Origin of the sequence: Lactobacillus sp. ESL0228, from assembly GCF_003692825.1 — a bacterium.
Taxonomy (GTDB): Bacteria; Bacillota; Bacilli; order Lactobacillales; family Lactobacillaceae; genus Lactobacillus.
In genome coordinates this window covers 221,838-243,930 of record NZ_REHJ01000008.1, presented here as the reverse complement: position 1 = coordinate 243,930, position 22,093 = coordinate 221,838, and the positions used below count along the sequence as shown (strand labels likewise).

Genomic DNA, 22,093 nt, shown 5'->3' with positions numbered 1-22,093 from the left:
AATCCCGTTGTTTTTTGTTTTAACTAGATTACTTATTTAACTGCATCTTTCAAAGCCTTACCTGGCTTAAAAGCAGGAACTTTTGTAGCAGGTATAGTTAAAGTCTTACCAGTTTGTGGGTTCCGACCTTTTCTTTCTGCACGATCACGAACTTCAAATGATCCAAAACCGATGATTTGAACTTTTTCACCTTTAGCCAAATTTTCCTTAATTGTTTCGATTAAGGCATCGATGACTTGTTCGGTCTCCTTTTGCTTGAGTTCAGTCTTTGCTGCAACTTCTTTAGTAAGTTCAGATTTATTGATTGAAGCCATATTTCCTTCTCTTTTCTATAAAACTTATTATACAAAGCACACGCAATTTTCAAATGTATTTCTTATAAAAATACATTTGAATCATGGTATAGCTTGATATTTCTAACTTTTATTATTTTATCACAGTTATTGCGTCCTTCAATAGAAAAAAGCTAAATGTTATATTTATTTTTGGTAATCTTTAATTCGAGCAGTTAAATGTAGGTAATTGAGGTAAAGCGCTTTAAAGCGAGAATGATTTTCTTTTTGCCAGGGCTTCGATTTACCACAAAAATGTAAAATTGCTGTATTACTCATAACCCATTCAGTATTAATTTTACCTGTACTTCGTGCAAGATATACTGAATAGGAGCGAGCATCATAATTCCATTGAGTTTCAGGTATTTTTAAAATCTCTTCACCGTATAGATAATTTAGAATATCTTGATCGGGTAAAATTAAGGTGTCATGATGCTTGGCAATTGCCTTAGAAATGTCCTCCAGATTAACTTTTGCACGCATTTGATCTAAATCCATTAGCATAATACCAGAATTAAAATAATCAGTTGTCGTACCAAGGCGTAGTTGATTTATTGAACTCATAATATCAGTTAATCCTTCATGGACAGCAGCAGCAAACATTTTGCCCTGAAGATCAAGCTCCCATAGTGGACGAAGTGTATTGATTACTAAAATATCTGGATCAAGATAAATAATGCGGTGTAAATCTGAAGGAAGAATTTGACTTGATAGTAGTCTAAAGTACATTTCTTTAGGATAATCATGTAAATTAAGAAGTGAATCCGGGAAAGAAATATTTAATGCCATTGCTATTGGTTGAATTTCAATACCAATTTTCTGCGCAAAAGTTGTCAATGCAACTAATTTTTTATCTGCAATATTGTCGTGAATTAACCAAATCCTGAATTTGTCTGTAAAACTATTAATTTTTAGGGAATATAGCATTACTTCAAGTGGTTTTATGTAATTCTGATCAATTGTTACTAAAATTTCAATTGGCTTATTTGTGGGATTTGCCATTTTAACCTCCTAAAATACATCTCAATATACTCTAAGCCATCTTAATCAGTATATAGCAATCCTGTTGCTAACGTAAAATTAATTTAACTTAGTTCAGAGCAGATATCTATTCAGGAATGTAGTAAAATTAAAGTAAATAGATTTTAATTAGTAATGAGGGATAATAGTGACTAAAAAAATTTTGTTAAGTATAATAGGTGCTACTCTATTGAACCTAGGTATGGTAACACCTGTCTTGGCTACGGAAACAAATGCTTTAACTACAGACCAAAATATTGCGAAAAGCCAAACTACTGATACCAATCAGCCCAATGGAAATCAAAATGAAACTGGTAAGAAACCAACTGAGAACAATGCAAATGCACTAACTTTAATTAACCGCTACGTTAAGGTTACTAAAAACAGTGTAATTTATAATCAAGATTTTAAGAAAATTAAGAATAAAAAATTAAAAAAGGGAACCGTTGTTTATATTAATGGTTTTAATAACCGAAAAGGTGAAAACTACCTTAGATTCATCACTAATGCCAAAAATAAGAAAAAGCAGTACATCTTGGCAACAAATGTTGTGCCTTTTAAGGCAGTAAGTTATAAAGTGAAGCGTAATGCCCGTATTTATAGCAGCAAGGGCGTTATTAATCAGAAATACTATATTCCTAAGGGCCGAAAGGTTATAGTTTTAGCAACTAAGGAAATAAAGAAAACTAAGTTTGTAGCAATTTCAGAAACGCGATATCTCAAGTGGACAGATCTTGATGCCAAGAGTGCGCAAATCATTGCCCAATAACAATGGCAATCATTCTATTCAAATACAGATAGACAAAGACAGCAACATTTAGACGTTGCTGCCTTTTTAAATATGTTCACTTATTTTTTGGACGAAAATTTCTTAAGATCTCAATTCCCGCTCGTTGATATTTGTTGGGAACAAAACTTTTCCTCATAGCAATTTGCATATAGGCCCAGAGTCGTTGCCCTGATTTTAAGTGAATAATGTGAACACCATTCTCTTCTTTAACACTACTTTCCATTACAAGTGCAGTGCCAACGTTTCTTTTGACTAGATCAATCATTAACTTCATTGTTGGGGAAGTGTAAACAATATTAGGGGAAAAGTCACCCAGTTTTGCTTCCTGTTCTAGGCATTCTCGAGTTAAATATCCACGTTTACGAGCAATAAATTTGCAGCAACGTAAATCCGCAGCTTTAATTTCATGGACATTGTGCCATGGGTGATTTTGACTCGTAATCAGTACCAACTCTGTCCGCTGAAGGTTATGAATAAAATATTCAGGGTCATTAATTGGAACCATCCATGAATAGATGGCAACATCCACATCTCCATTAGTTAAATCGGCAAAAGCATCTGCAGAGCGTTTTATATTAACATCAATTAAGTTGGTTATATGGGCTTGATAGAATTTTTGAATAATATCGGCAATATAATAATTACCTGCTTCACCAGAAAAGGCCAGCCGGATTTTTTTATCACTCGCATGCCTTACATCGTAGTCAATACTGGCAATTTGATGCAATAAAATTTTAGCTTTTTGATAAAGTAAATCTCCTGCATCAGTCAAGGTAATCTTGCTTTTACGGTTCTTTTGTAAGAGAAGCGGATCATCAAACTTATCAGCTAGACGTTTAATTGCCATTGAAATTGTTGGTTGGGTAACTTTAAAGTAATTAGCAGTTGTAGTATAACTTCCAGTTTCAACTAGTTTGCAAAAATATAACAGGTCTTTTTCATTCATAATAAGTCCTAAAGTAAATAAAAAATATTTATAAGTATATATTTTTGAATTATATTAAATAATATCAAAAATTGCAATAGAGTCTTGCAGCACAAGGAATTATTTAACTAGAGTTATTATTTTTATTTAAAAAATTAGTTCGACTAAACCTACTTTAACGGTTATATTTTTTGTGATAAGAATTTTTAATAAGAAAGTGATGGTAATTAATTTGATCTACGACTCAACTCTTAAATGGGACGCTGTCTATGATGTAATTGTTGTCGGATTTGGTGGTGCTGGAGCTGGAGCTGCAAGATTTGCAGCTGATCAAAATGCTCACGTTTTACTAATTGATTCTGCGCCAGAGGGCCATGAAGGTGGTAACACACGTTATGCTGGTGGTGCTTTTGCTTGGAGTGACAACTATAATGATCTAAGGGATTACTACAAACAAACATATTATCCTTTCAAATATGATCCCAGAGATTTAGATGCGTTCGTCAATAATGTTATGAAAATGAAAGAATATTCGCAGAAGTATTTTGGAATTGAAGCACAATATACTGGTCGAAGACCCAAGGGTGAGTATCCGGAATATAAACATGCAGAAACAATGCGTTCCCAAAGTATGACTGCTGGGATGTATAATGGCGGTTTTTGGAAATTATTGCGCAAAAAAGTTTATGAACGTTTAGATAAAATTGATATTTGGTTTTCAAGCCCAGCAGAACATCTTATTCAAGATCCTGTAAACAAAACTATTCTAGGAGTGCAAATTAAGCATAACGATGTGATTAGAAATGTTGCTGCTAGAAATGGCGTTGTTTTATCATGTGGTGGTTTTGAAAATAATCAGAATATGGTACAAAACTTTTTGGGACAGGGTTCACTAGCACCGATTGGTACCCTATATAATCAAGGAAAGGGAATCGACCTTGCAATTGAAGCGGGTGCTCGCCTGTGGCATATGTCAAACTATGATTCTCATGGCTTTTCTCTTAATAGGGGTGAACCAAGAGAAAAATTTGCATATATGATTAATTGGAAGAGTCTATTTAACGGCAGTATTTTTATAGCTGGTGATGATGGTACCCGTTATTACCGCGAAGATGAAGAAGACAGACACGGCTATAAGTATAACCATGGTAACTGGATTATGCTTCCTAACCAAAATCATCCGCATATTATTATGGATCAAAAGCAATATGATCAACTGTCAAGTGATGAATCTGACAAATCCGACCAAATTAAGCAATTGATTTCATATGCAGTTAAGGCAGATTCAATTAAAGAATTAGCAGAAAAAATTACAGCTCCTAAATTAGCTGAGGCAGTTGCTGATTTTAACTACCTTACTGAGAACAAAAAGCGTGATATGTTCTTGAATCGTCACATTGACACTATGCGTGCTTTCGGCAATGGACCATATTATGCCATTGCCATTAGACATAATATTTTGCATACACATGGTGGTGCAAAGCGCAATGAAAAGTGTGAAGTTCTTGATATGCAAAACAATGTAATTCCACATTTATATGAGGCAGGAGAACTAGGAGATATATTTGCTACAAAATATGTTGGAGCAAATAGTATTGCTGATTTGCTGATCTCTGGGAAAATTGCTGGTGAAAATGCAGCTTGGCCTAAACGCAAAATTGAAGAAGTTGTTGTTATAACGGGTGCTTCTCAAAATCCTGATCTTAAATCGGATGCACATGCAACAACAACTGATTATGAAGCGGGCGAAAACCAGGGAATTGGAATTAGTGAGAATGGTATTAATGATGTTCCAATTGTTGTACGGGTGACAACTGATGACAATCGATTAATTAATATTGAAACTTTGCAACAAAAAGAAACACCTTCTTTAGGTGGTAAGGCTATACCTGTATTAACTAAAGCAATGTTAGACAAGCAAACTACTGATGTTGATGCTGTTAGTGGAGCAAGTACCACTAGTGCTGCTTTTAAGGAAGCTGTTAATAAAGCGATTAAAAATATTCAAAAGTAAAAAGAAAAATAAAAATGAAGATCGATGAAAAAACTAAGTGGAATGGTACCTATGACGTAATTGTATTAGGCTTTGGCGGAGCTGGCGGTACAGCTGCTCGATTTGCTGCCGATAATGGTGCTAAAGTTTTATTAGTCGATGTTGCCCCTTATGGACATGAGGGTGGCAATACACGCTATTCCGCTCAACATGTTGCAATGGCTCATGACAAGGACAAAATAACGGCTTATTATAAACAGCTAAATGCCCCGTTTATGATGGATAAAGATATATTGGATGTTTATCTTAATGGTTTTATCCAAATGCCTGATTATTTCAGAAAATACTTTAAAATAGATCCATTTATTTGGTCAAGTGACTACCATGTTGGAGATCATTTGGCAAACAAAAAATTTCTCTGTGAGTATCCCGAATATCAAGGCTCAGAAACTTTTGATTTTGCCTTAATTCATAACCAAGATTTTGATGCTGCATTATGGCAGGTAATACGAAATGAAGTAATTAAGCGGGCAGATAAAATAGATATTTGGTTAAATTCAAAAGCTAAACACTTGATACAAAATTCCGAAAATGGGGAAATCTGTGGAGTAATAATTTCACGCAACCACAAGCAGTACTATATTCATGCTAAACAAGGTGTGGTATTAGCTACGGGCGGATTTGAAAATAATGAAGAAATGCAACAAGACTATCTTCATATCAACAAGTTAACTCCATTAGGAACTTTGTATAACAATGGTGATGGCGTGAAAATGGCAGCTGAAGTAGGAGCAAAAATGTGAATTATGAGTCTTTAGGGATTGTTCCTGGCTACGTAATTGCTGAAGATGCCAATGAGCGTGGCAGGCAAATAAGCGGCTGGAAAAATGTTAAATCCGGCTCTATTTTTGTAGTGGGTGATGATGGTACTCGCTTTATGCGAGAAGATGCCAAATATAGACATGGCCACATTGCTCAACATGGTGATTATTTATTACCTCATGCATACAATAATGTATGGTTAGTTTTCGATAGTAAACAATTTGAAAAATTTATTGAAGAAAAAAAACAGCATACACTTAAGTATCAACAATTTTTCCAAAAGGTAGTTAAAGCTGATTTAATTCAAGAGTTGGCAAGGAAAATACACGTGCCAGAAAAAAATTTAAGAAAAACAGTACTACAATTTAATGAGTTTGCCCGTCAGGGTAATGATATGCAGTTCAATCGTAAGCCCGAATCCTTAGAAGAATTCGATATGAAACGGCCAGTTTATGCAATTAGGTTAGCCCCTGTTGTTTTAAATACACAAGGGGGACCGAAGCATGACGTCCAGGCACGTATTTTGGATGTTAACGAAGAACCGATTAAGAGATTGTTTGGTGCTGGTGAGCTTGGTGGTATGTGTGCCAATCATTATCAAGGCGGCGGTAATCTTGCGGAATGTTTAATATTTGGGAAAATTGCTGGTGAGAATGCAGCTAAAACATCAATGAATGATATGCAAATTACAATTTCTGAAAAAGTTCCTAAGATTAATGATCTTCTAGATGGTAATAAGACTGACCAAATAGAACTACGTGAACACCAGTATCTTGGCTCTTCAGAAGGTGGGATCGGCGGACGAATCTTGGTACGTGTAACTTATCAAGATAATTCTATTAAAAAGATTGAAGTTTTGGAAAGTCATGAAACTGAGGGGATAGGTGCAATAGCAATTAAGCAGATTCCCCAAGAAATGGTTTTGAAGAATTCTACTGAAGTTGATGCCATATCAGGAGCATCAACTACTACAAAGGCACTTAAAGAAGCTGTTAACCAAGCTATCAAAAAAGCAAAACAATAAAGTTTTAAGGAGAAGTAAAAATGTTAGATAAATTTGAATGGAAAAAATGGATTTTGCCAGTTGCAATTGGCATCATCCTGTGGGTCTTAACGCCATTTAGACCAACTGCAATTAATGTTCAAGCATGGCATTTATTTGCAATTTTTATTGCAACGATCATTGCTTGTGTGACTAAGCCATTGCCAATGATGGCAACAACAATTATTGCGATTGTGATTGCTACTTTAACAGGAATTTTTAAAATGGACGAGGTTACTGCTGGTTTTGGAAATTCGACTGCCTGGATGGTAGCAATGTGTATGTTTATGGCAGCTGGCTTTATAAAATCAGGCTTAGGCAAGCGGATTGCTTACTTTTTTGTTAAGACGTTTGGTAAAAAGACATTGGGACTAGCTTATGCTTTATCAATAGTTGAGACAGTCTTAGCAATCGGTATTCCAAGTAACAATGCTCGAGTTAATGGGATTATGTACCCAATAATTGATAATCTTTCTAAAGAAATGGGTTCTGATCCAAAACAAGGTACTCAAGATAAGATGGGAGCCTACCTTGTTTTTAACGAATATGAGATTAATATTGTTACTTCAACAATGTTTTTGACTGGATTAGCTGGGAACATGGTTGCATTGGGAATTGCTAAAACACAAAATATTACGATTTCATGGATGCAATGGTTCTTAGCCGCACTTGTTCCTGGTATTATTTCATTATTAATTGTTCCATTTGTTTTATATAAAATTTATCCACCTAAAATTAAAGAAACTCCCAACGCTCATGCATGGGCAGATAACAAATTAAAAGAATTAGGCAAGATGACCCTTGCAGAAGATATCATGGCCATAGTTTTTGTTCTAGCTGTAGCACTTTGGCTGGTTGGACCAAAATTTGGAATTGATGCTACTCTTGTTAGTTTTATTGCCGTTGCATTATTACTAGTTTGCGGAGTAATCAATGTTAAAGATATTCTTGGCCAAAGCTTTGCTTGGAATATTTTAACTTGGCTTTCAATTATTATGTTAATGTCCCAAAAACTAATGCAATTAGGATTCTTTCCATGGTTCTCTAAGACCTTAGGCAGTGCCTTAAATGGAATGAACTGGATTTGGGTTTTAGTAATTTTGTATTTAGCATACTTTTATTTACATTATTTATTCCCGAGTGTTTCAACACAAATTTCTGCATTATATGCAGGTTTCTTGTCAATCGCAATTGGTGCTGGAGTTCCACCAATCATGGCAGCTCTCATGCTGGCTTTAGATGGTTCACTATATTTATCAACTTCTAGTTATTCTGCTGGCCCTGCAGCGCTCTTATCTTCAACTGGTTATGTTTCCAACAAAGATTGGTGGAAACTAAGTGCGATTATTGGGGTTATCCTAAATATTATCTGGCTTGGCGGTGGTCTTATTTGGACTAAAGTCATTGGCATGTGGTAGTTAATTAAACGCTAGTCTATTTTATTTATAGTCTAGTGTTTTTTATTTATAAATTTTTAGTAGATTACTTGTCTGATCCTCTAAGCAAGGATAAGATTAAAATATAAAAGCACGCAATAATTAATGACTTAGGCAGTTATCTCAACTTGAAAAATGTTATCTAAAGGCATTTAGAACAGCTTTTAGATACGTTTGATTAAAAAAGAAGGTAATTCAATGTTAAAAGAAGCATGTGTAGAAAATTTTACTAATCTTACTCGTGCAATAGCTGCGGGAGCAGATCGAGTTGAACTTAATAGTGATTTAGATGTAGGAGGTATTACACCATCTTTTGGTGTTCTTAAGAGTTCAATCGAATTTGCGCATAATAAGAATGTGCCAGTTGTTGTGATGATTAGACCCCGTGGAGATGATTTTGTCTACAATGATGATGAGATCAAAATCATGGTCAATGATATACAAATTGCAAGTATGCTCAAGGCAGATGCAGTTACTTTTGGTTGTTTAACTACTTCAAAAGAGTTAGATAAGGTTAGAATGTTAAGGTTACTTTCATTGACTGATTCATTAAAAATGCCCGTTGTTATGCACATGGCCTTTGATGAAATTAAACGCGAAAAACAACACGATTCGCTCATGTGGCTCGCAAGCCACGGAGTGTGCCGAATATTGACTCATGGGGGAAATCTTGAACAGCCAATTGATGAGAATTTAACGCATTTACAAGAAATAATTACTTGGGCCGATCATCAAATCGAAATTTTACCTGGAGGAGGAATTACTAGCAATAATTTTGCTAGTTTAGCAACTAAGTTGAAAGTTTCTCAAATGCATGGAACAAAAATTGTTTCGATGATTTAAAGCAAATATTATTTATATCTTTGAATTTTATTTGACAAAAAATAAGTTTAATATTAAAATATTATTAATACAAAAGTGATGAAAAGAAGAGTAAAATTGCTGGTAACGTATAAGAGAGTTCTGCTAGGTGAAAAAGAATCGTAAAGGCAATTTGAAAGTAGCTTGGAGCTAACGAGTGAAAATACAGTAGCTTGGTTTGGTAACACCCATTATCGTGTTAGCGTATCGTAGAGATGCTGTACGTAAAGTGACAATGTCAATTGATATTGTAAGATAGGTGGTACCATGCTAAGGCATCCTTGAACAACAGTTCGAGGATGCCTTTTTTATTGCTGATAGTTTGATTGGAGAAGAGAGGATATAAAATGAGGAAAATAGAAAAAGATTTAAATACTGAACCTTTAACTTGGAAACAATATTTAGCAGTTGCATCCCTATTATTTGGATTATTTTTTGGAGCAGGAAATTTGATTTTCCCTATTCATTTGGGACAGTTAGCTGGTGCTGAATGGGGAATAGCTACAGTCGGATTTTTGTTAACGGCAGTTTTATTACCGTTAATGGCTGTTTTGGCAATTAGTGCAAGTCATGCTAAGGGAGTTTATGATATTGGTCGTCCTCTGGGAAACAAGTTTGCACTTGGTTTTATGATCCTGATTCATTTAACACTCGGCCCACTATTTGCTACCCCAAGAACAGCTAGTATTTCTTTTGCAGTTGGCATACAGCCGGTTTTGCCACAAAAGTATAGTAGACCATGTCTTCTTGCTTTTTCGGCAATCTTTTTTATTTTAGCGTATCTAATTTCTTACAATCAGTCGACAATTTTGGATAGCATTGGACGCATTCTTAATCCTATTTTTTTATTACTTTTATTTTTTGCTTTTTTATTGAGCTTTCTTTCTCCAATGGGAGTAGCTGGTAAGCAAGTTGTAACGGGTGCTTATCAAAGACAGGGCTTTTTTAACGGCTTTTTGCAAGGATACAATACAATGGATGCTTTGGCTGGACTAGCATTTGGCTATACAATTGTTTCAGCTGTTCGGCATTTAGGTAAAACTTCAGCCAAAAGTAATGCACAAATAACGGCAAAAGCCGGTATCTTGGCCACTGGAGCAATCGGAATTATTTATATTGGATTAATCTGGCTCGGTGCTACAACACTTAATCATTTTAAAATTTCGTCAGAAGGAGGAACAGCTTTTAATCAAATCATTACATATTATTTAGGTGGTTTTGGGCATGCATTGTTAGCAACGCTAGTTACTTTAACATGCTTAACCACTGCTGTCGGGCTTCTCGTGGCATTTGCACAAGATTTTCATCGCAGTTTCAGTAAAGTTAATTATCATGTCTGGTTGACCATTATGACAATTGCCTCTTTTATAACTGCCAACTTTGGGTTAAATACAATCATTTCTTGGTCAACTCCAATGCTAATGTTCCTTTATCCAATTGCAATTGTACTAATTATTTTATCAATCACGGGAATTTATTTTAATTATGATAAAAAAGTTTATGCGTGGGGGGTAAGCTTAACAGTAATTCCAGCGATCCTAGATATGATTACCTCGTTTCCACCAGTTATTAGTCGGCAATCCTGGGCTTTGCAGTTGGAATATTTGCAAATGAAATTTTTACCACTAGCAAATATTGGGATGGACTGGGTAATTCCTGCTTTAATGGGTTTATTGCTTGGACTGGTCAGTCATTTTTTAGCACAGAAGAATAAGTTGTAAAAGCCGTAGTTGTGATGCATTTTAAATTTTTGAATAATAGCGCTTTATTTTTTAAAATATTGAAAAAATGATAAAAACTAGGTATTATAAGTTTAAAAGTCGATGATGACAGAACATAGTTAAAATTAAAAAATAATTTAAAGGAGAATTACGATGAGTGAAGAAGAATATCGTATCGAAAGTGATACTATTGGGCCAGTTAAAATTCCTAAAGATGCCCTATGGGGACCTCAAACTGAAAGAAGTCGAAATAATTTCCCAAGTGGTGAATATATGCCATTAGCAATTGTTCGTGCTTTTTTGAATTTAAAAAAAGCAGCAGCCGAATCAAACGTTGAAGTCGGCGATGAGCCTAAAGAAAAGGGTCAAGCAATAGAAGATGCAATTGATCATTTGTTAACCTTAAGTGATGATGACTTACGTAAAGATTTTCCTTTACACGTTTTACAAACAGGTTCGGGTACTCAAAGTAATATGAATGTGAATGAGGTTGTTGCCAATCTAGCTAACAAACTTCATCCTGGACTTAATATCTTACCTAATGATGACGTTAACCGAGGTCAATCATCTAATGATACTTTCCCAACTGCAATGAATATTGTTGCTGTTGAGGCTCTTGATAACTTGGAGCCAGCTGTTCAGCATTTGATTGATGAATTAAAGATTAAACAGGATAAATATTGGAAGACAGTTAAAGTTGGTCGGACTCACTTGCAAGATGCAACACCGATTACTTTTGGTCAGGAAGTTTCCGGTTATATTGCTGCACTAAAGCATGATTTGGCTTATATTCAAGAATTGAAACCAACGCTTTACGAATTAGCGATTGGTGGAACTGCTGTCGGAACTGGTCTGAACGCTGCACCAGGAATGACCGAAAAGATTGCTACCAAATTATCCGCAGTCTACGGTCATGAATTTAAAGTTAAAACTAATAAATTCTGGGGCTTAGCTCACCACTCTGGAATTGCTGTTGTTCATGGTGCCCTTAAAACATTGGCAGCTGATATGTTCAAAATTGCTCAAGATGTTCGTTTTTTGGCTTCTGGTCCAAGAGCCGCTTATCATGAGCTGAATATTCCAGCTAATGAGCCGGGGTCATCAATCATGCCAGGTAAGGTTAACCCTACTCAAGCTGAAGCAGTTACCATGGCTGCTGCGAAAGTTTTTGGTAATGATACAACAATTACTTTTACTGCTTCTCAAGGTAACTTTGAAATGAATGTTTATAAAACGGTAATGATTGCTGCTTTTCTTGATACCTGTGATATATTAACTGGTACAATCACTGGCTTTGCTGATAAGATGATTTCTGGTTTAACTGTCAACTCTGAAAAGATGGATGAATTACTTGAAAATTCACTGATGACAGTTACAGCCTTATCACCACATATTGGCTATCACGCAGCTGCTAAAATTGCGCAGACAGCTGATAGAGAGGGTACTACCCTAAAAGAAGCCGCTCTTAAGAGTGGTGAAGTAACTGAGGAACAGTACGATGAATGGATGGATTACATGCAAATGACCAATATTGATCGGACTGAGCCTGAAGAATAAGAAACACAGAGGAGAATTATTTAAATGGCAAAATTTGTCTTTACCCCAAATAAAAGTTCTGAAATCGCAAGTTATTACGATGCAATTATCGTAGGTGCCGGCGGAGCAGGTTTAACCGCTGCAATTCAGGCTCATGAACTAGGCTTGAATGTGGCTGTATTTGAAAAAAACGCATCCTTAGGTGGTAACACAACTCGCGCATCTTCTGGAATGAATGCCTCTGAAAGTTTAGTTCAATTAAATGAGGGAATCATTGATAATAAAGAAGATTTTTATCAAGAAACTCTCAAAGGTGGAGGACTGCTGAATGATCGTGAATTATTACGATACTTTGTCGATCATTCAGCTGCTGCAATTGACTGGTTGCTCAACCATGGAATCGAATTAACTAACTTAACCATTACTGGTGGGATGAGTAAAAAGCGTGCTCACCGTCCGGCATCAATGGCTCCTGTTGGTAACTATCTGATAACTGGGGCGTTAAAGCAAATACAGCAAGAAGGTGTCCCTGTCTTTAATAACACTAAGGTAATCAAACTCTTGCAAGATGAGAATAAGAATGTTGTTGGTGTTCAACTTGAAACTGAAGGGGGAACAAAGACTGTTAATGCTAAAGCTGTTTTGCTCGCATCAGGTGGATTTGGTTCTTCCAATGAATTGATCAAGAAATATCGTCCTGACTTAGTTGACTACAAGACAACTAATCAACCAGGTGCAACTGGGGATGGACTAAAATTAGCTGATCAAATTGATGCTCAATTAGAACAAATGGATTTTATTCAGGTTCACCCAACTGCTCAAACGGATACTGATCACGTTTATTTGATTGGCGAAGGTTTGCGTGGTGAGGGTGCTATCTTAGTTAATAAATCTGGTAAAAGATTTGTTAATGAAATGAACACTCGTAAAATTGTTTCCAATGCTATTACAAATTTGAATGAAGAAGGTGCTTACCTTATTTTTGATCAAAGTATTCGTGATAATTTTACAGCCGTTGAATTTTATGATCACATTGGCTTGGTTAAACATGGTGATAATTTAGCAGATCTTGCGCAAGCAATTGATGTTAATAGTTCTAATCTAAAAGAAACCATTAAAACTTGGAATGAAGCCGTAAATACCAAGAATGATGGTGAGTTTGGCAGAACTACTGGAATGGATCGTTCGATTGAAAAGGGACCATTCTTTGCAATTCATATTAATCCAGCAATTCACTACACAATGGGTGGTATTCACATTAATTCTAAGACCGAGGTTTTGGATACTAATGGTAATGTTATCAATGGGTTATATGCTGCTGGTGAGGTTTCTGGTGGACTTCATGGTAATAACAGAATTGGTGGTAATTCAGTTGCTGAAACGGTTGTCTTTGGTCGTCAAGCTGGGATGCAGATGACAAAGTTTATTCGCAACGAAAAATAATTATTAATAATTTGAAAGCTGAAAGGGTGCTAGATCCATAAAGGGTTTTAGTACCCTTTTGTATGATAAGAGTGATTATTAAAGTGGCAATCGAGAATGACATACTTGAATATAAATTATTAAATTAATAATTTAAGATTCAAGACTATTTCTAATAAAACAAATTACTAATCACTTGATATTAGGAATGTTTATAACGACTAATATCGATTAATTCTTGCTTTTATAAATTTCAAAAATAAGAATATTTATTTTAAATATTGCAAATTATAACAATCACTTCTATAATTAATTTTGTAAAGGATTACATTTTTTGTAAATGAAAGGAAATAATTTATGACTAGAAAAGTATTACTTGTAGGTGATGGGGCAGTTGGTTCTACTTTTGCTAATGACCTGTTGCAACATACTAAAGTTGATGAATTAATCATTACAGATGTTGTAAAGAAACGTCCAGTTGGTGATTCAATGGATCTAGAAGACATTACACCATTTGCTGGTGATTGCGATATTCATCCAGGTGAATACTCCGATGCTAAGGATGCTGATGTGGTTGTAATTACAGCAGGTGTTCCACGCAAACCAGGCGAAACAAGATTAGATCTTGTTAATAAAAATGTTTCAATTTTAAAGAGTATTATTCAACCAGTAGTTAAATCTGGATTTGATGGTGTTTTTGTTGTTTCTGCTAATCCAGTCGATATTTTAACAACGTTAACCCAAAAATTATCTGGTTTTCCTAAACAAAAAGTTATTGGTACAGGGACGTCACTTGATTCGGCTCGTTTACAAGTTGAATTAGCTAAGAAAATGAACGTATCACTATCAGAAGTTAATTCGATGGTTCTTGGCGAACATGGCGATACTTCATTTGAAAACTTCGATGAGTCAACAATTTCAGGCAAATCACTAAAAGATTGTAATGGAATTGATGATGATGAATTAGCTAGAATTGAAAGCGATATTCGTCAAAAAGGTGGCCAAATCATTGAAAATAAAGGTGCAACTTTCTATGGAATTGCTATGATGTTGGCACAAATTGTTGGTGCAATTTTGGATAATCGTTCAATTGTTTTACCACTTTCAGCACCAATTAATGGGGAATATGGTATTAAGCATGATTTATACTTAGGAACTCCAACTGCAATTAATGGTTCAGGAATTAGTCATGTTATTGAAGCTAATTTATCAGATGCAGAAATGAAGAAAATGGTTAATTCAGCTGATAAAATGCAGGAAGTTTTAGCAGATATTAATTTAGATTAATCAAAAGAAGGCCTAGTTAATGCAAGTTGGTAAAAGAATATTTTTAAAGAGAAATCTTCCAAATCCAGATTTGATTGAGGCATATCGAACACTACCTACTTCAAATGTGGCAGATTGTATGAATAGAAGAGGAGCAATGGCACCAAGAATTAACTTGATGTCCAAGCCGAAACAACAAATGTGTGGACCGGCTTTCACCGTACATAATCGTCCTGGTGATAATCTAACTATTTATGCTGCTCTTAAATATTGCCATGAAGGCGATGTCATTGTGATTGACAATGAGGGTGATAACACCCGTGCAGTTATCGGTGAAGTAATGATGACATGGTTACGTGACCAAAGGCATGTTGCTGGAGTTGTAGTTGATGGCCCTATCCGTGATATTGATAGTTTACAAAATTGGGAATTACCGATATACGCTGTAAGCACAACACCTAATGGACCATATAAGGAAGGCCCTGGAGAGATAAATGTTCCGGTATCTTGTGGTAATGTTAGTGTTAATCCAGGCGATTTAATCCTAGGTGATGCTGATGGTGTAGTCAAGGTTGCTAGACAAAGAGCAGCCGAGCTATTACCTGTTGTTCAACAGTTTCATAAAGAAGATGATGCCAAAGCAGCGAGCTTTCATGATGGAACAGGCAATTTGAATTGGCTTGATGAAGAATTAAAGAAAAAGAATTATAGGATTATTGACGATATTTATCGCCCATAATTAATGAGGGTAATTATGGAGAAATTAGAAAAAGTAAATTACAAAGGCTTTATTTTACCATTAATAATTGGTATTGCCTTATGGTGCTTTACTCCTATGCGACCAGCTGGATTGTCTGCACAAGCATGGGAAATGTTTGCTGTGTTTGTAGCAACTATTGTTGGTTGTATCACAAAGCCATTACCAATTGGGGGTACAACTTTAATTGGATTAATTGTTACAGTTTTAGTTGGTTTAGCACCAATAAAGGACGAAGTTAATCCTAAAACAGGTGTTGTTAATGCAGGAATTTTAAGTGCCTTTAGTAATTCGGCTGCATGGCTAATTGCGATGGCGTTTATCATGGCTTATGGTATTAGTAAGACTGGTTTAGGTAATCGAATTGCTTATTGGATGATTCGTAAATTTGGAAAACGTTCAATTGGAATTAGCTATGCGATTACTGCCTTGGAACTAATCTTGGGAGCATTAATCCCATCTAACAGTGCTAGAACTGGGGGCGTTGTTTGGCCAGTCACTGAATCGATTTCAAAAGATTATGATTCACTACCTAATGACCCATCACGAAAAAAAATTGGTGCATATTTGAGCTTTATTGCGTTTCATGCAAATATTTTATCTACGGCATTGTTTATTACTGGTGCTGCTCCTAATATGGTGGCATCTCAAATGGCTGCCCAAAAAGGTTATAACATGACTTGGATAGGTTGGTTTACAGCAGCAATTGTACCTGTTTTAGTTGCTACAATCGTTATCCCAATCGTCATTTACAAAATTTTCCCACCAGAAATTAAGGAAACTCCTAATGCAGAAAAATGGGCAGATGATCGGCTTAAAAAGATGGGTCCTGTTACTAAGCCCGAAAAAATCATGTCTGCAGTATTCTTATTAGCAATTGTTTTATGGGTTTTATCCGGAATTTTTGATATTCCACAGTTAGATTCAACCTTTATTGCATTTTTGGCAGTTGGTCTTTTGTTATTAACTGGTGTGTTAACAATGAATGATGCTTTAAAGCAGACAGGCGCATGGAATATTCTAATTTGGCTTTCAATTTTAGTTTATATGGCAAGTAAGCTAATTTCATTTGGCTTTATTGATTGGTTCTCAAAGACAATTCAAGGTGGATTGCACGGAGTTAGTTGGGGAATTGTGTTAGCAATTCTAGTTATTCTAATGTTCTATACTCACTACTTCTTTGCAAGTGGTACTGCTCACATGACTGCTTTGTACTTACCATTTTTATCTGTTGCGGTAGCGACAGGTGCTCCAATCGGATTGGCAGCTATGTTACTTGCTTTTACTGGTGCCTTCAATGCATCAACTACTCATTATGCTAATGGTCCAGCTTCAATTCTTGCAACAACTGGATATATTAAACAGGGTGAATGGTGGAAATATAACTTTATTCTTGGTCTCATTTATCTGTTAATCTTCGGAGTGATTGGGACACTTTGGATGAAAGTTATCGGTGTTTGGTAATGTTACATGAAGCTAATCTGATAACCAATGATGGAATCAGGTTACATTATTATGATAGTCAAGAAAATAAACAACCTATTTTAGCTATTCCTGGAATTGGTGGTTATGCTCAAATGTGGTTTAAAGCATTTGAACTTTTCCGAAAGCAATATCGATTCATTATTCTTGATCCACGTAATCAAGGATTATCAGCACGGACTTATCGAGGGCAACGAATTAGTCGCCATGCGGCAGATCTTGCTGAACTCATTAACAGGTTAAACTTAACCAATATTATTGGAATTGGGAATTCAATGGGAGCTGCTAATTTATGGGCATACCTTTCACTGTACGGAGATAGTCATTTGGCGTGCTTAATCGATCTCGATCAGCCACCTAAAATGATCAATGATGACAGTTGGAATTATGGCTTTAAAGGCTTATCGTGGAATAATTTTCCTAATTATTTAAAGGCTGATTTTGGTAGCGGTATATATGCTCATATTGACGATGATATGTTTGCGCTAGCTAAGAAAGCTGCACACGATTTTCCATATCGAGCAGAAGATAATTTTCAATGTAGAATTGATCATGCTGAACAAGATTGGCGCGATGTGTTGCTTGATTTAAAGAAACCAATGCTGGTTTTAGCAGGTGAAAATTCACCGTTCTTTGACTATCATTTTGCAGGTGCACTAGAAAAAATGAACTCTCATATTAAAACTAGTGTAGTTACAAATTGTGGTCACTTGATTCAAGCAGAGCAGCCTGAAATCATGTATAACGAAATATGTAATTTCCTATCTTGCTCTAATGTATAGAAAGAATAAGTAATGGATAAAATCATTGACTTATATTTAAATAACTTGCAGACACGTGAAAAGTGGCAAAGCTTTTTAAAGAAACACGGCTTAAGCAATTTTAGTCCACGAGAAATTGATGTTATCGATCATACATTCGGATTAGTTAATGACGATGGTAAGCTCGTAGGAACTGGTAGCGTTGCCGATAATGTTCTCAAATATGTTGCTGTTTCAAAGGATGAAGCAGTTTCAGGTGCAAGATTTAATCAGATTGTAACAGCTTTACAACAGTATTTATTTGCTCAAAAAATTTTTCATAGTTTTGTTTTTACAAAAACACAGTATTCTCAAAGTTTTTCTCATCTTGGATTTACGGAACTAGCTCATAATGATGTTGCCGCTTTTTTAGAAAGTGGCACGCCAGACATTAATGATTTTGTGAAGGCAATTCCGCGAATCGAAAAGCAGAATGAAAAGAAAATAGCGGCAATAGTAATGAATGCTAATCCCTTTACAATGGGGCACAGGCAACTTGTGCAATTGGCGAGTCAAGAAAATGATTTAGTTTATTTATTTGTAGTTTCAACTGATGCCTCATTATTTTCATCTAATGAACGAATGAACTTAGTTAAATCTGGAACTGCAGATTTAAAGAATGTAATCGTCTTAAGTGGAAGCGATTATCTGGTATCGAAATCAACTTTTCCTGCTTACTTTTTAAAGTCACCAGATGATTTGATTGCTACTCAAACAGAAATTGATGCACTTGTTTTTAAAAATAAGATTGCTCCTAATTTAGCAATTAGTCGGCGATATTTAGGAACAGAACCATTTTCTAATACTACTAATGTTTATAATCAAAGCTTGATTCGAATCCTTAGACCAAATATTGAGGTTAAAATTGTTGATCGCTTTACAGTTAATGAAAAAGTCATAACAGCTACTCAAGTACGTCAACTGATTAAGCAAAATAAAATCAACGATATTGAAGCCTATGTTCCAACTACAACAATGCAATTTATTTATGAACATTATCGTGAATTACAAGATAGGATTAAGAAAGGAATGAAAATAGATGGAAATTAAGACGATTGGTGTTGCAGGCACCTTGGAATCGTCAGATATCCAAATTATGATTACTCAAGGAAATAATGGAATTGAAATAGATTTGGAATCTGAAGTTATTAAGGCTTACGGCGAACAAATAAAGAAAGTCATTATCGATACTCTAACTAAGTACGGTATTGAAAATGCAAAGGTTAAGGCTACTGATAAAGGTGCCCTTGACTGTGTAATTGCTGCTAGAACTTTAGCTGCTGCACAAAGAGCCACAGAAACCTCAAATCATCCAGAATTGGAGGTATTATAGTAAAAATGACTTATGTTAAAAATCGTTTGCGTCGAACAATGATGTTTGTTCCTGGTAATAACCCAGCTATGGTTAAAGATGCTGGAATATACGGTGCTGATTCGATCATGCTTGACCTAGAAGATGCGGTTTCTTTAACAGAAAAAGATGCTGCCAGAATGCTTGTTTATAATGCCATCAAAACCGTTGATTTTGGTGGTGCTGAAATTGTCGTTCGGATCAATGGTCAAGATACACCATTTTATGATGAAGATGTTAAAGCAATGGTTCGCGCTGGTGTTGATGTGATTCGTTTACCTAAAACTGAATCAGCTGCAATGATTCAAAAACTTGTAAAAGATATGGAAGCAGCTGAAGAAGAATATGGTGTTGAAAAAGGCTCAATTGGTGTTATGGCCGCAATTGAAAGTGCAAAGGGTGTTTTAAATTCCCCAGAAATTGCCACAGCAAGTCCATTGATGATGGGACTTGCCGTATCGGGTGAAGACTATACAGCTGATATGCATACTCATCGTTATCCTGATGGGCGTGAATTAGAGTTTGCACGTAATATGGTTTTACAATCTGCTCGTGCTGCTGGTGTTTATGCTTTCGATACTGTTTTTTCAAATATGAATGATACAGAAGGTTTCTTCCGTGAAACTAACTATATTTATGAATTAGGCTATGATGGGAAATCGTTAGTTAATCCACGACAGGTAGCAATGGTTAATCAAGTCTTTAATCCAACTAAAGATGAAATTGAAAATGCTCAGGCAGTTCAAAATGCGATTCGTGAAGCCAAAGCTAAGGGTTCTGGTGTTATATCAATGAATGGTAAGATGGTTGACAAGCCAGTAGTTGAAAAAGCCAATCGCGTAATTGAAACAGCCAAAGCATCTAATTTGATCGATGAGGAGGGTAATTACATTGGAGAATAAAGTTAAGCGTGAATTACCAGAAAACTTAATGTCTGAAATGGGATTAAAACCATTTGAATCAGTTGAAATCGGTAATCCTGATGTAAATCGGGTTGCACCTAAGGTTCATGTAACCACTGGTGAAAATAAGGTTGTTAATTCACTTGAAGAAGTAATTAAAAAGACTCTTAAAAATGGTATGACTATTTCTTTCCACCACCACTTTAGAAATGGTGATTTTGCCTTCAATAAGGTCATGGATCTAATAATTAAATTAGGATATCAAGATTTGACACTGGCACCATCATCTCTAACCGGTGTAATGAATGACAAAGTTATTGAAGCAATCAAAAAGGGTGTAATTACAAATATTACTTCATCAGGAATGCGTGGTAGTTTAGGCGACTTCGTTTCTCATGGTGGCTTGAAAAATCCTGTAATCTTTCGCTCACATGGTAATCGGGCACGGTCTATTGAAGAGGGTGAAATCAAAATTGATGTTGCCTTTTTGGGTGTGCCAAACTCTGACCCTGCGGGAAATGCTAATGGCCAAGAAGGAGACGCAGTCTTCGGGTCACTTGGCTATGCTTTAATTGATGCGCAATATGCTGATAAAGTTGTCCTGCTTACTGATAATGTTGTTGATTATCCTAATACACCAGCTTCAATCAAGCAAACCCAAGTCGACTATGTTGTTAAGGTAGACCAAATTGGTGATCCTGATAAAATTGGATCCGGTGCTACTCGGTTCACGAAAGATCCTAAAGAATTAAAGATTGCCCAAATGGTTAATCAAGTTATTGTTAATTCACCATATTATAAAGAAGGATTCTCATTCCAAACTGGTTCTGGTGGAGCAGCATTAGCTGTAACTCGTTATTTGCGCCAATCAATGCTAGATGACGGAATTACCGCATCTTTTGCATTAGGTGGAATTACTAAACCAACTACCGATTTACTTGATGAGGGTCTAGTTAAGAAGATTATGGATGTTCAGGACTTTGACAAGGGTGCTGCATCGTCAATGGCTAAGAATAAGAATCAACAAGAAATTGATGCTTCATGGTATGCTGATCCTCATAATAAAGGGGCAGTGGTTAATAATTTAGATGTTGCAATTTTGTCAGCATTGCAAATTGATACTGATTTTAATGTTAACGTGATGACTGGCTCTGACGGCGTAATTCGCGGTGCAATTGGTGGTCACCAAGATGCTGCTTCTGCTAAAATGACAATTATCACAGCTCCATTAGTTCGTGGACGCAATGCAACGGTAGTTCCAGCAGTTGAAACTGTTGTTACTCCAGGAAAATCAATTGATGTTTTAGTAACTGAACGTGGCATAGCAATTAACCCGAATCGTCCTGACTTACTTGAAGCCTTTAGTAAAGTTCCTGATCTCAAGATTGTTGATATCAAAGACTTACAAAAGATGGCAGAACAACAAGTTGGTGTTCCTAAGGCTCTTGAATATACTGATCGGACAGTTGCTTTAATTCAATATCGTGATGGTACAATTATTGATACCATTAAAGAAGTTAAAGATTAATAATAATATTTATTACAAACCCCAAAATTGTTAAATTTTGGGGTTTTTGTATAGCTGAATTAAGTTACAATAAAATAAGTTTTTAGGAAATATAATTGCTAATTCCA

At 35.6% G+C, this 22,093-nt stretch carries 20 protein-coding genes and 1 other annotated feature; of the genes, 17 read left to right on the top strand and 3 right to left on the bottom strand.

Annotation, left to right across the window (positions count from 1 at the left end):
- Window positions 1–32: 32 nt before the first annotated feature.
- Window positions 33–314 (bottom strand): HU family DNA-binding protein, encoded by a 282-nt coding sequence (locus F5ESL0228_RS04575; RefSeq protein WP_122018289.1) that lies wholly within the window; start codon window positions 312–314, stop codon window positions 33–35.
- A gap of 165 nt (window positions 315–479) precedes the next feature.
- The gene (locus tag F5ESL0228_RS04570; RefSeq protein WP_122018288.1) at window positions 480–1,334 is read right to left on the bottom strand and encodes a glycosyltransferase family 8 protein; all 855 of its coding nucleotides are present in this window, start codon (window positions 1,332–1,334) and stop codon (window positions 480–482) included.
- A 166-nt stretch (window positions 1,335–1,500) separates the two neighbouring features.
- Here F5ESL0228_RS04570 and F5ESL0228_RS04565 point away from each other — a divergent pair, with 166 nt between their 5' ends.
- A complete protein-coding gene (locus F5ESL0228_RS04565; RefSeq protein WP_122022994.1) occupies window positions 1,501–2,121 on the top strand; it encodes an SLAP domain-containing protein in 621 nt (206 codons plus the stop codon).
- A 76-nt stretch (window positions 2,122–2,197) separates the two neighbouring features.
- Here F5ESL0228_RS04565 and F5ESL0228_RS04560 read toward each other — a convergent pair whose 3' ends face one another.
- A complete protein-coding gene (locus F5ESL0228_RS04560; RefSeq protein WP_122018286.1) occupies window positions 2,198–3,088 on the bottom strand; it encodes a LysR family transcriptional regulator in 891 nt (296 codons plus the stop codon).
- A 199-nt stretch (window positions 3,089–3,287) separates the two neighbouring features.
- Here F5ESL0228_RS04560 and F5ESL0228_RS04555 point away from each other — a divergent pair, with 199 nt between their 5' ends.
- The 16 genes from F5ESL0228_RS04555 (at window position 3,288) to citF (ending at window position 21,986) form a co-directional block, all read left to right on the top strand.
- Window positions 3,288–5,081, top strand: coding sequence for an FAD-binding protein (locus F5ESL0228_RS04555; RefSeq protein ID WP_369916848.1), 1,794 nt, complete (start codon window positions 3,288–3,290; stop codon window positions 5,079–5,081).
- A 14-nt stretch (window positions 5,082–5,095) separates the two neighbouring features.
- Window positions 5,096–5,863, top strand: a complete 768-nt coding sequence (locus F5ESL0228_RS08555; protein WP_255409566.1) for an FAD-binding protein — start codon at window positions 5,096–5,098, stop codon at window positions 5,861–5,863.
- A complete protein-coding gene (locus tag F5ESL0228_RS08550; protein WP_255409565.1) occupies window positions 5,860–6,906 on the top strand; it encodes an FMN-binding protein in 1,047 nt (348 codons plus the stop codon). The genes F5ESL0228_RS08555 and F5ESL0228_RS08550 overlap by 4 nt, the downstream gene beginning before the upstream one ends.
- A gap of 20 nt (window positions 6,907–6,926) precedes the next feature.
- Window positions 6,927–8,342: a DASS family sodium-coupled anion symporter gene (locus F5ESL0228_RS04545; RefSeq protein ID WP_122022993.1), complete on the top strand. Its 1,416-nt coding sequence runs from the start codon at window positions 6,927–6,929 to the stop codon at window positions 8,340–8,342.
- 216 nt (window positions 8,343–8,558) lie between these two features.
- Window positions 8,559–9,203 (top strand): copper homeostasis protein CutC, encoded by a 645-nt coding sequence (locus F5ESL0228_RS04540; protein WP_122018283.1) that lies wholly within the window; start codon window positions 8,559–8,561, stop codon window positions 9,201–9,203.
- A 69-nt stretch (window positions 9,204–9,272) separates the two neighbouring features.
- Window positions 9,273–9,507: a binding site (T-box leader), on the top strand.
- A gap of 61 nt (window positions 9,508–9,568) precedes the next feature.
- Window positions 9,569–10,942 carry a branched-chain amino acid transport system II carrier protein gene (gene brnQ, locus F5ESL0228_RS04535; protein ID WP_122022992.1) on the top strand — a complete coding sequence of 458 codons (1,374 nt, stop codon included), beginning with the start codon at window positions 9,569–9,571 and terminating at the stop codon, window positions 10,940–10,942.
- Window positions 10,943–11,095: 153 nt separating this feature from the next.
- The gene (locus F5ESL0228_RS04530) at window positions 11,096–12,499 is read left to right on the top strand and encodes a class II fumarate hydratase (protein WP_122022991.1); all 1,404 of its coding nucleotides are present in this window, start codon (window positions 11,096–11,098) and stop codon (window positions 12,497–12,499) included.
- 24 nt (window positions 12,500–12,523) lie between these two features.
- Window positions 12,524–13,921, top strand: coding sequence for a flavocytochrome c (locus F5ESL0228_RS04525; RefSeq protein ID WP_122022990.1), 1,398 nt, complete (start codon window positions 12,524–12,526; stop codon window positions 13,919–13,921).
- A gap of 336 nt (window positions 13,922–14,257) precedes the next feature.
- On the top strand, window positions 14,258–15,187 hold the full coding sequence (locus F5ESL0228_RS04520) for an L-lactate dehydrogenase (RefSeq protein ID WP_122022989.1): 930 nt from the start codon (window positions 14,258–14,260) through the stop codon (window positions 15,185–15,187).
- A 19-nt stretch (window positions 15,188–15,206) separates the two neighbouring features.
- Window positions 15,207–15,905, top strand: a complete 699-nt coding sequence (locus tag F5ESL0228_RS04515) for an RraA family protein (RefSeq protein WP_122018278.1) — start codon at window positions 15,207–15,209, stop codon at window positions 15,903–15,905.
- Between the two features lie 15 nt (window positions 15,906–15,920).
- A complete protein-coding gene (locus tag F5ESL0228_RS04510; protein ID WP_122022988.1) occupies window positions 15,921–17,387 on the top strand; it encodes a DASS family sodium-coupled anion symporter in 1,467 nt (488 codons plus the stop codon).
- Complete coding sequence (locus F5ESL0228_RS04505; RefSeq protein ID WP_122023202.1) at window positions 17,387–18,187, top strand: alpha/beta fold hydrolase; 801 nt, start codon at window positions 17,387–17,389, stop codon at window positions 18,185–18,187. Before F5ESL0228_RS04510 ends, F5ESL0228_RS04505 begins: the two co-directional genes overlap by 1 nt.
- Window positions 18,188–18,199: 12 nt before the next feature.
- Window positions 18,200–19,255 (top strand): [citrate (pro-3S)-lyase] ligase, encoded by a 1,056-nt coding sequence (citC, locus tag F5ESL0228_RS04500; RefSeq protein WP_122018275.1) that lies wholly within the window; start codon window positions 18,200–18,202, stop codon window positions 19,253–19,255.
- Window positions 19,245–19,538 (top strand): citrate lyase acyl carrier protein, encoded by a 294-nt coding sequence (gene citD / locus F5ESL0228_RS04495; RefSeq protein ID WP_122018274.1) that lies wholly within the window; start codon window positions 19,245–19,247, stop codon window positions 19,536–19,538. Before citC ends, citD begins: the two co-directional genes overlap by 11 nt.
- Before the next feature lie 5 nt (window positions 19,539–19,543).
- Window positions 19,544–20,458 (top strand): aldolase/citrate lyase family protein, encoded by a 915-nt coding sequence (locus tag F5ESL0228_RS04490; protein WP_122018273.1) that lies wholly within the window; start codon window positions 19,544–19,546, stop codon window positions 20,456–20,458.
- Window positions 20,448–21,986 (top strand): citrate lyase subunit alpha, encoded by a 1,539-nt coding sequence (gene citF / locus F5ESL0228_RS04485; RefSeq protein ID WP_122018272.1) that lies wholly within the window; start codon window positions 20,448–20,450, stop codon window positions 21,984–21,986. Before F5ESL0228_RS04490 ends, citF begins: the two co-directional genes overlap by 11 nt.
- Window positions 21,987–22,093 lie beyond the last annotated feature (107 nt).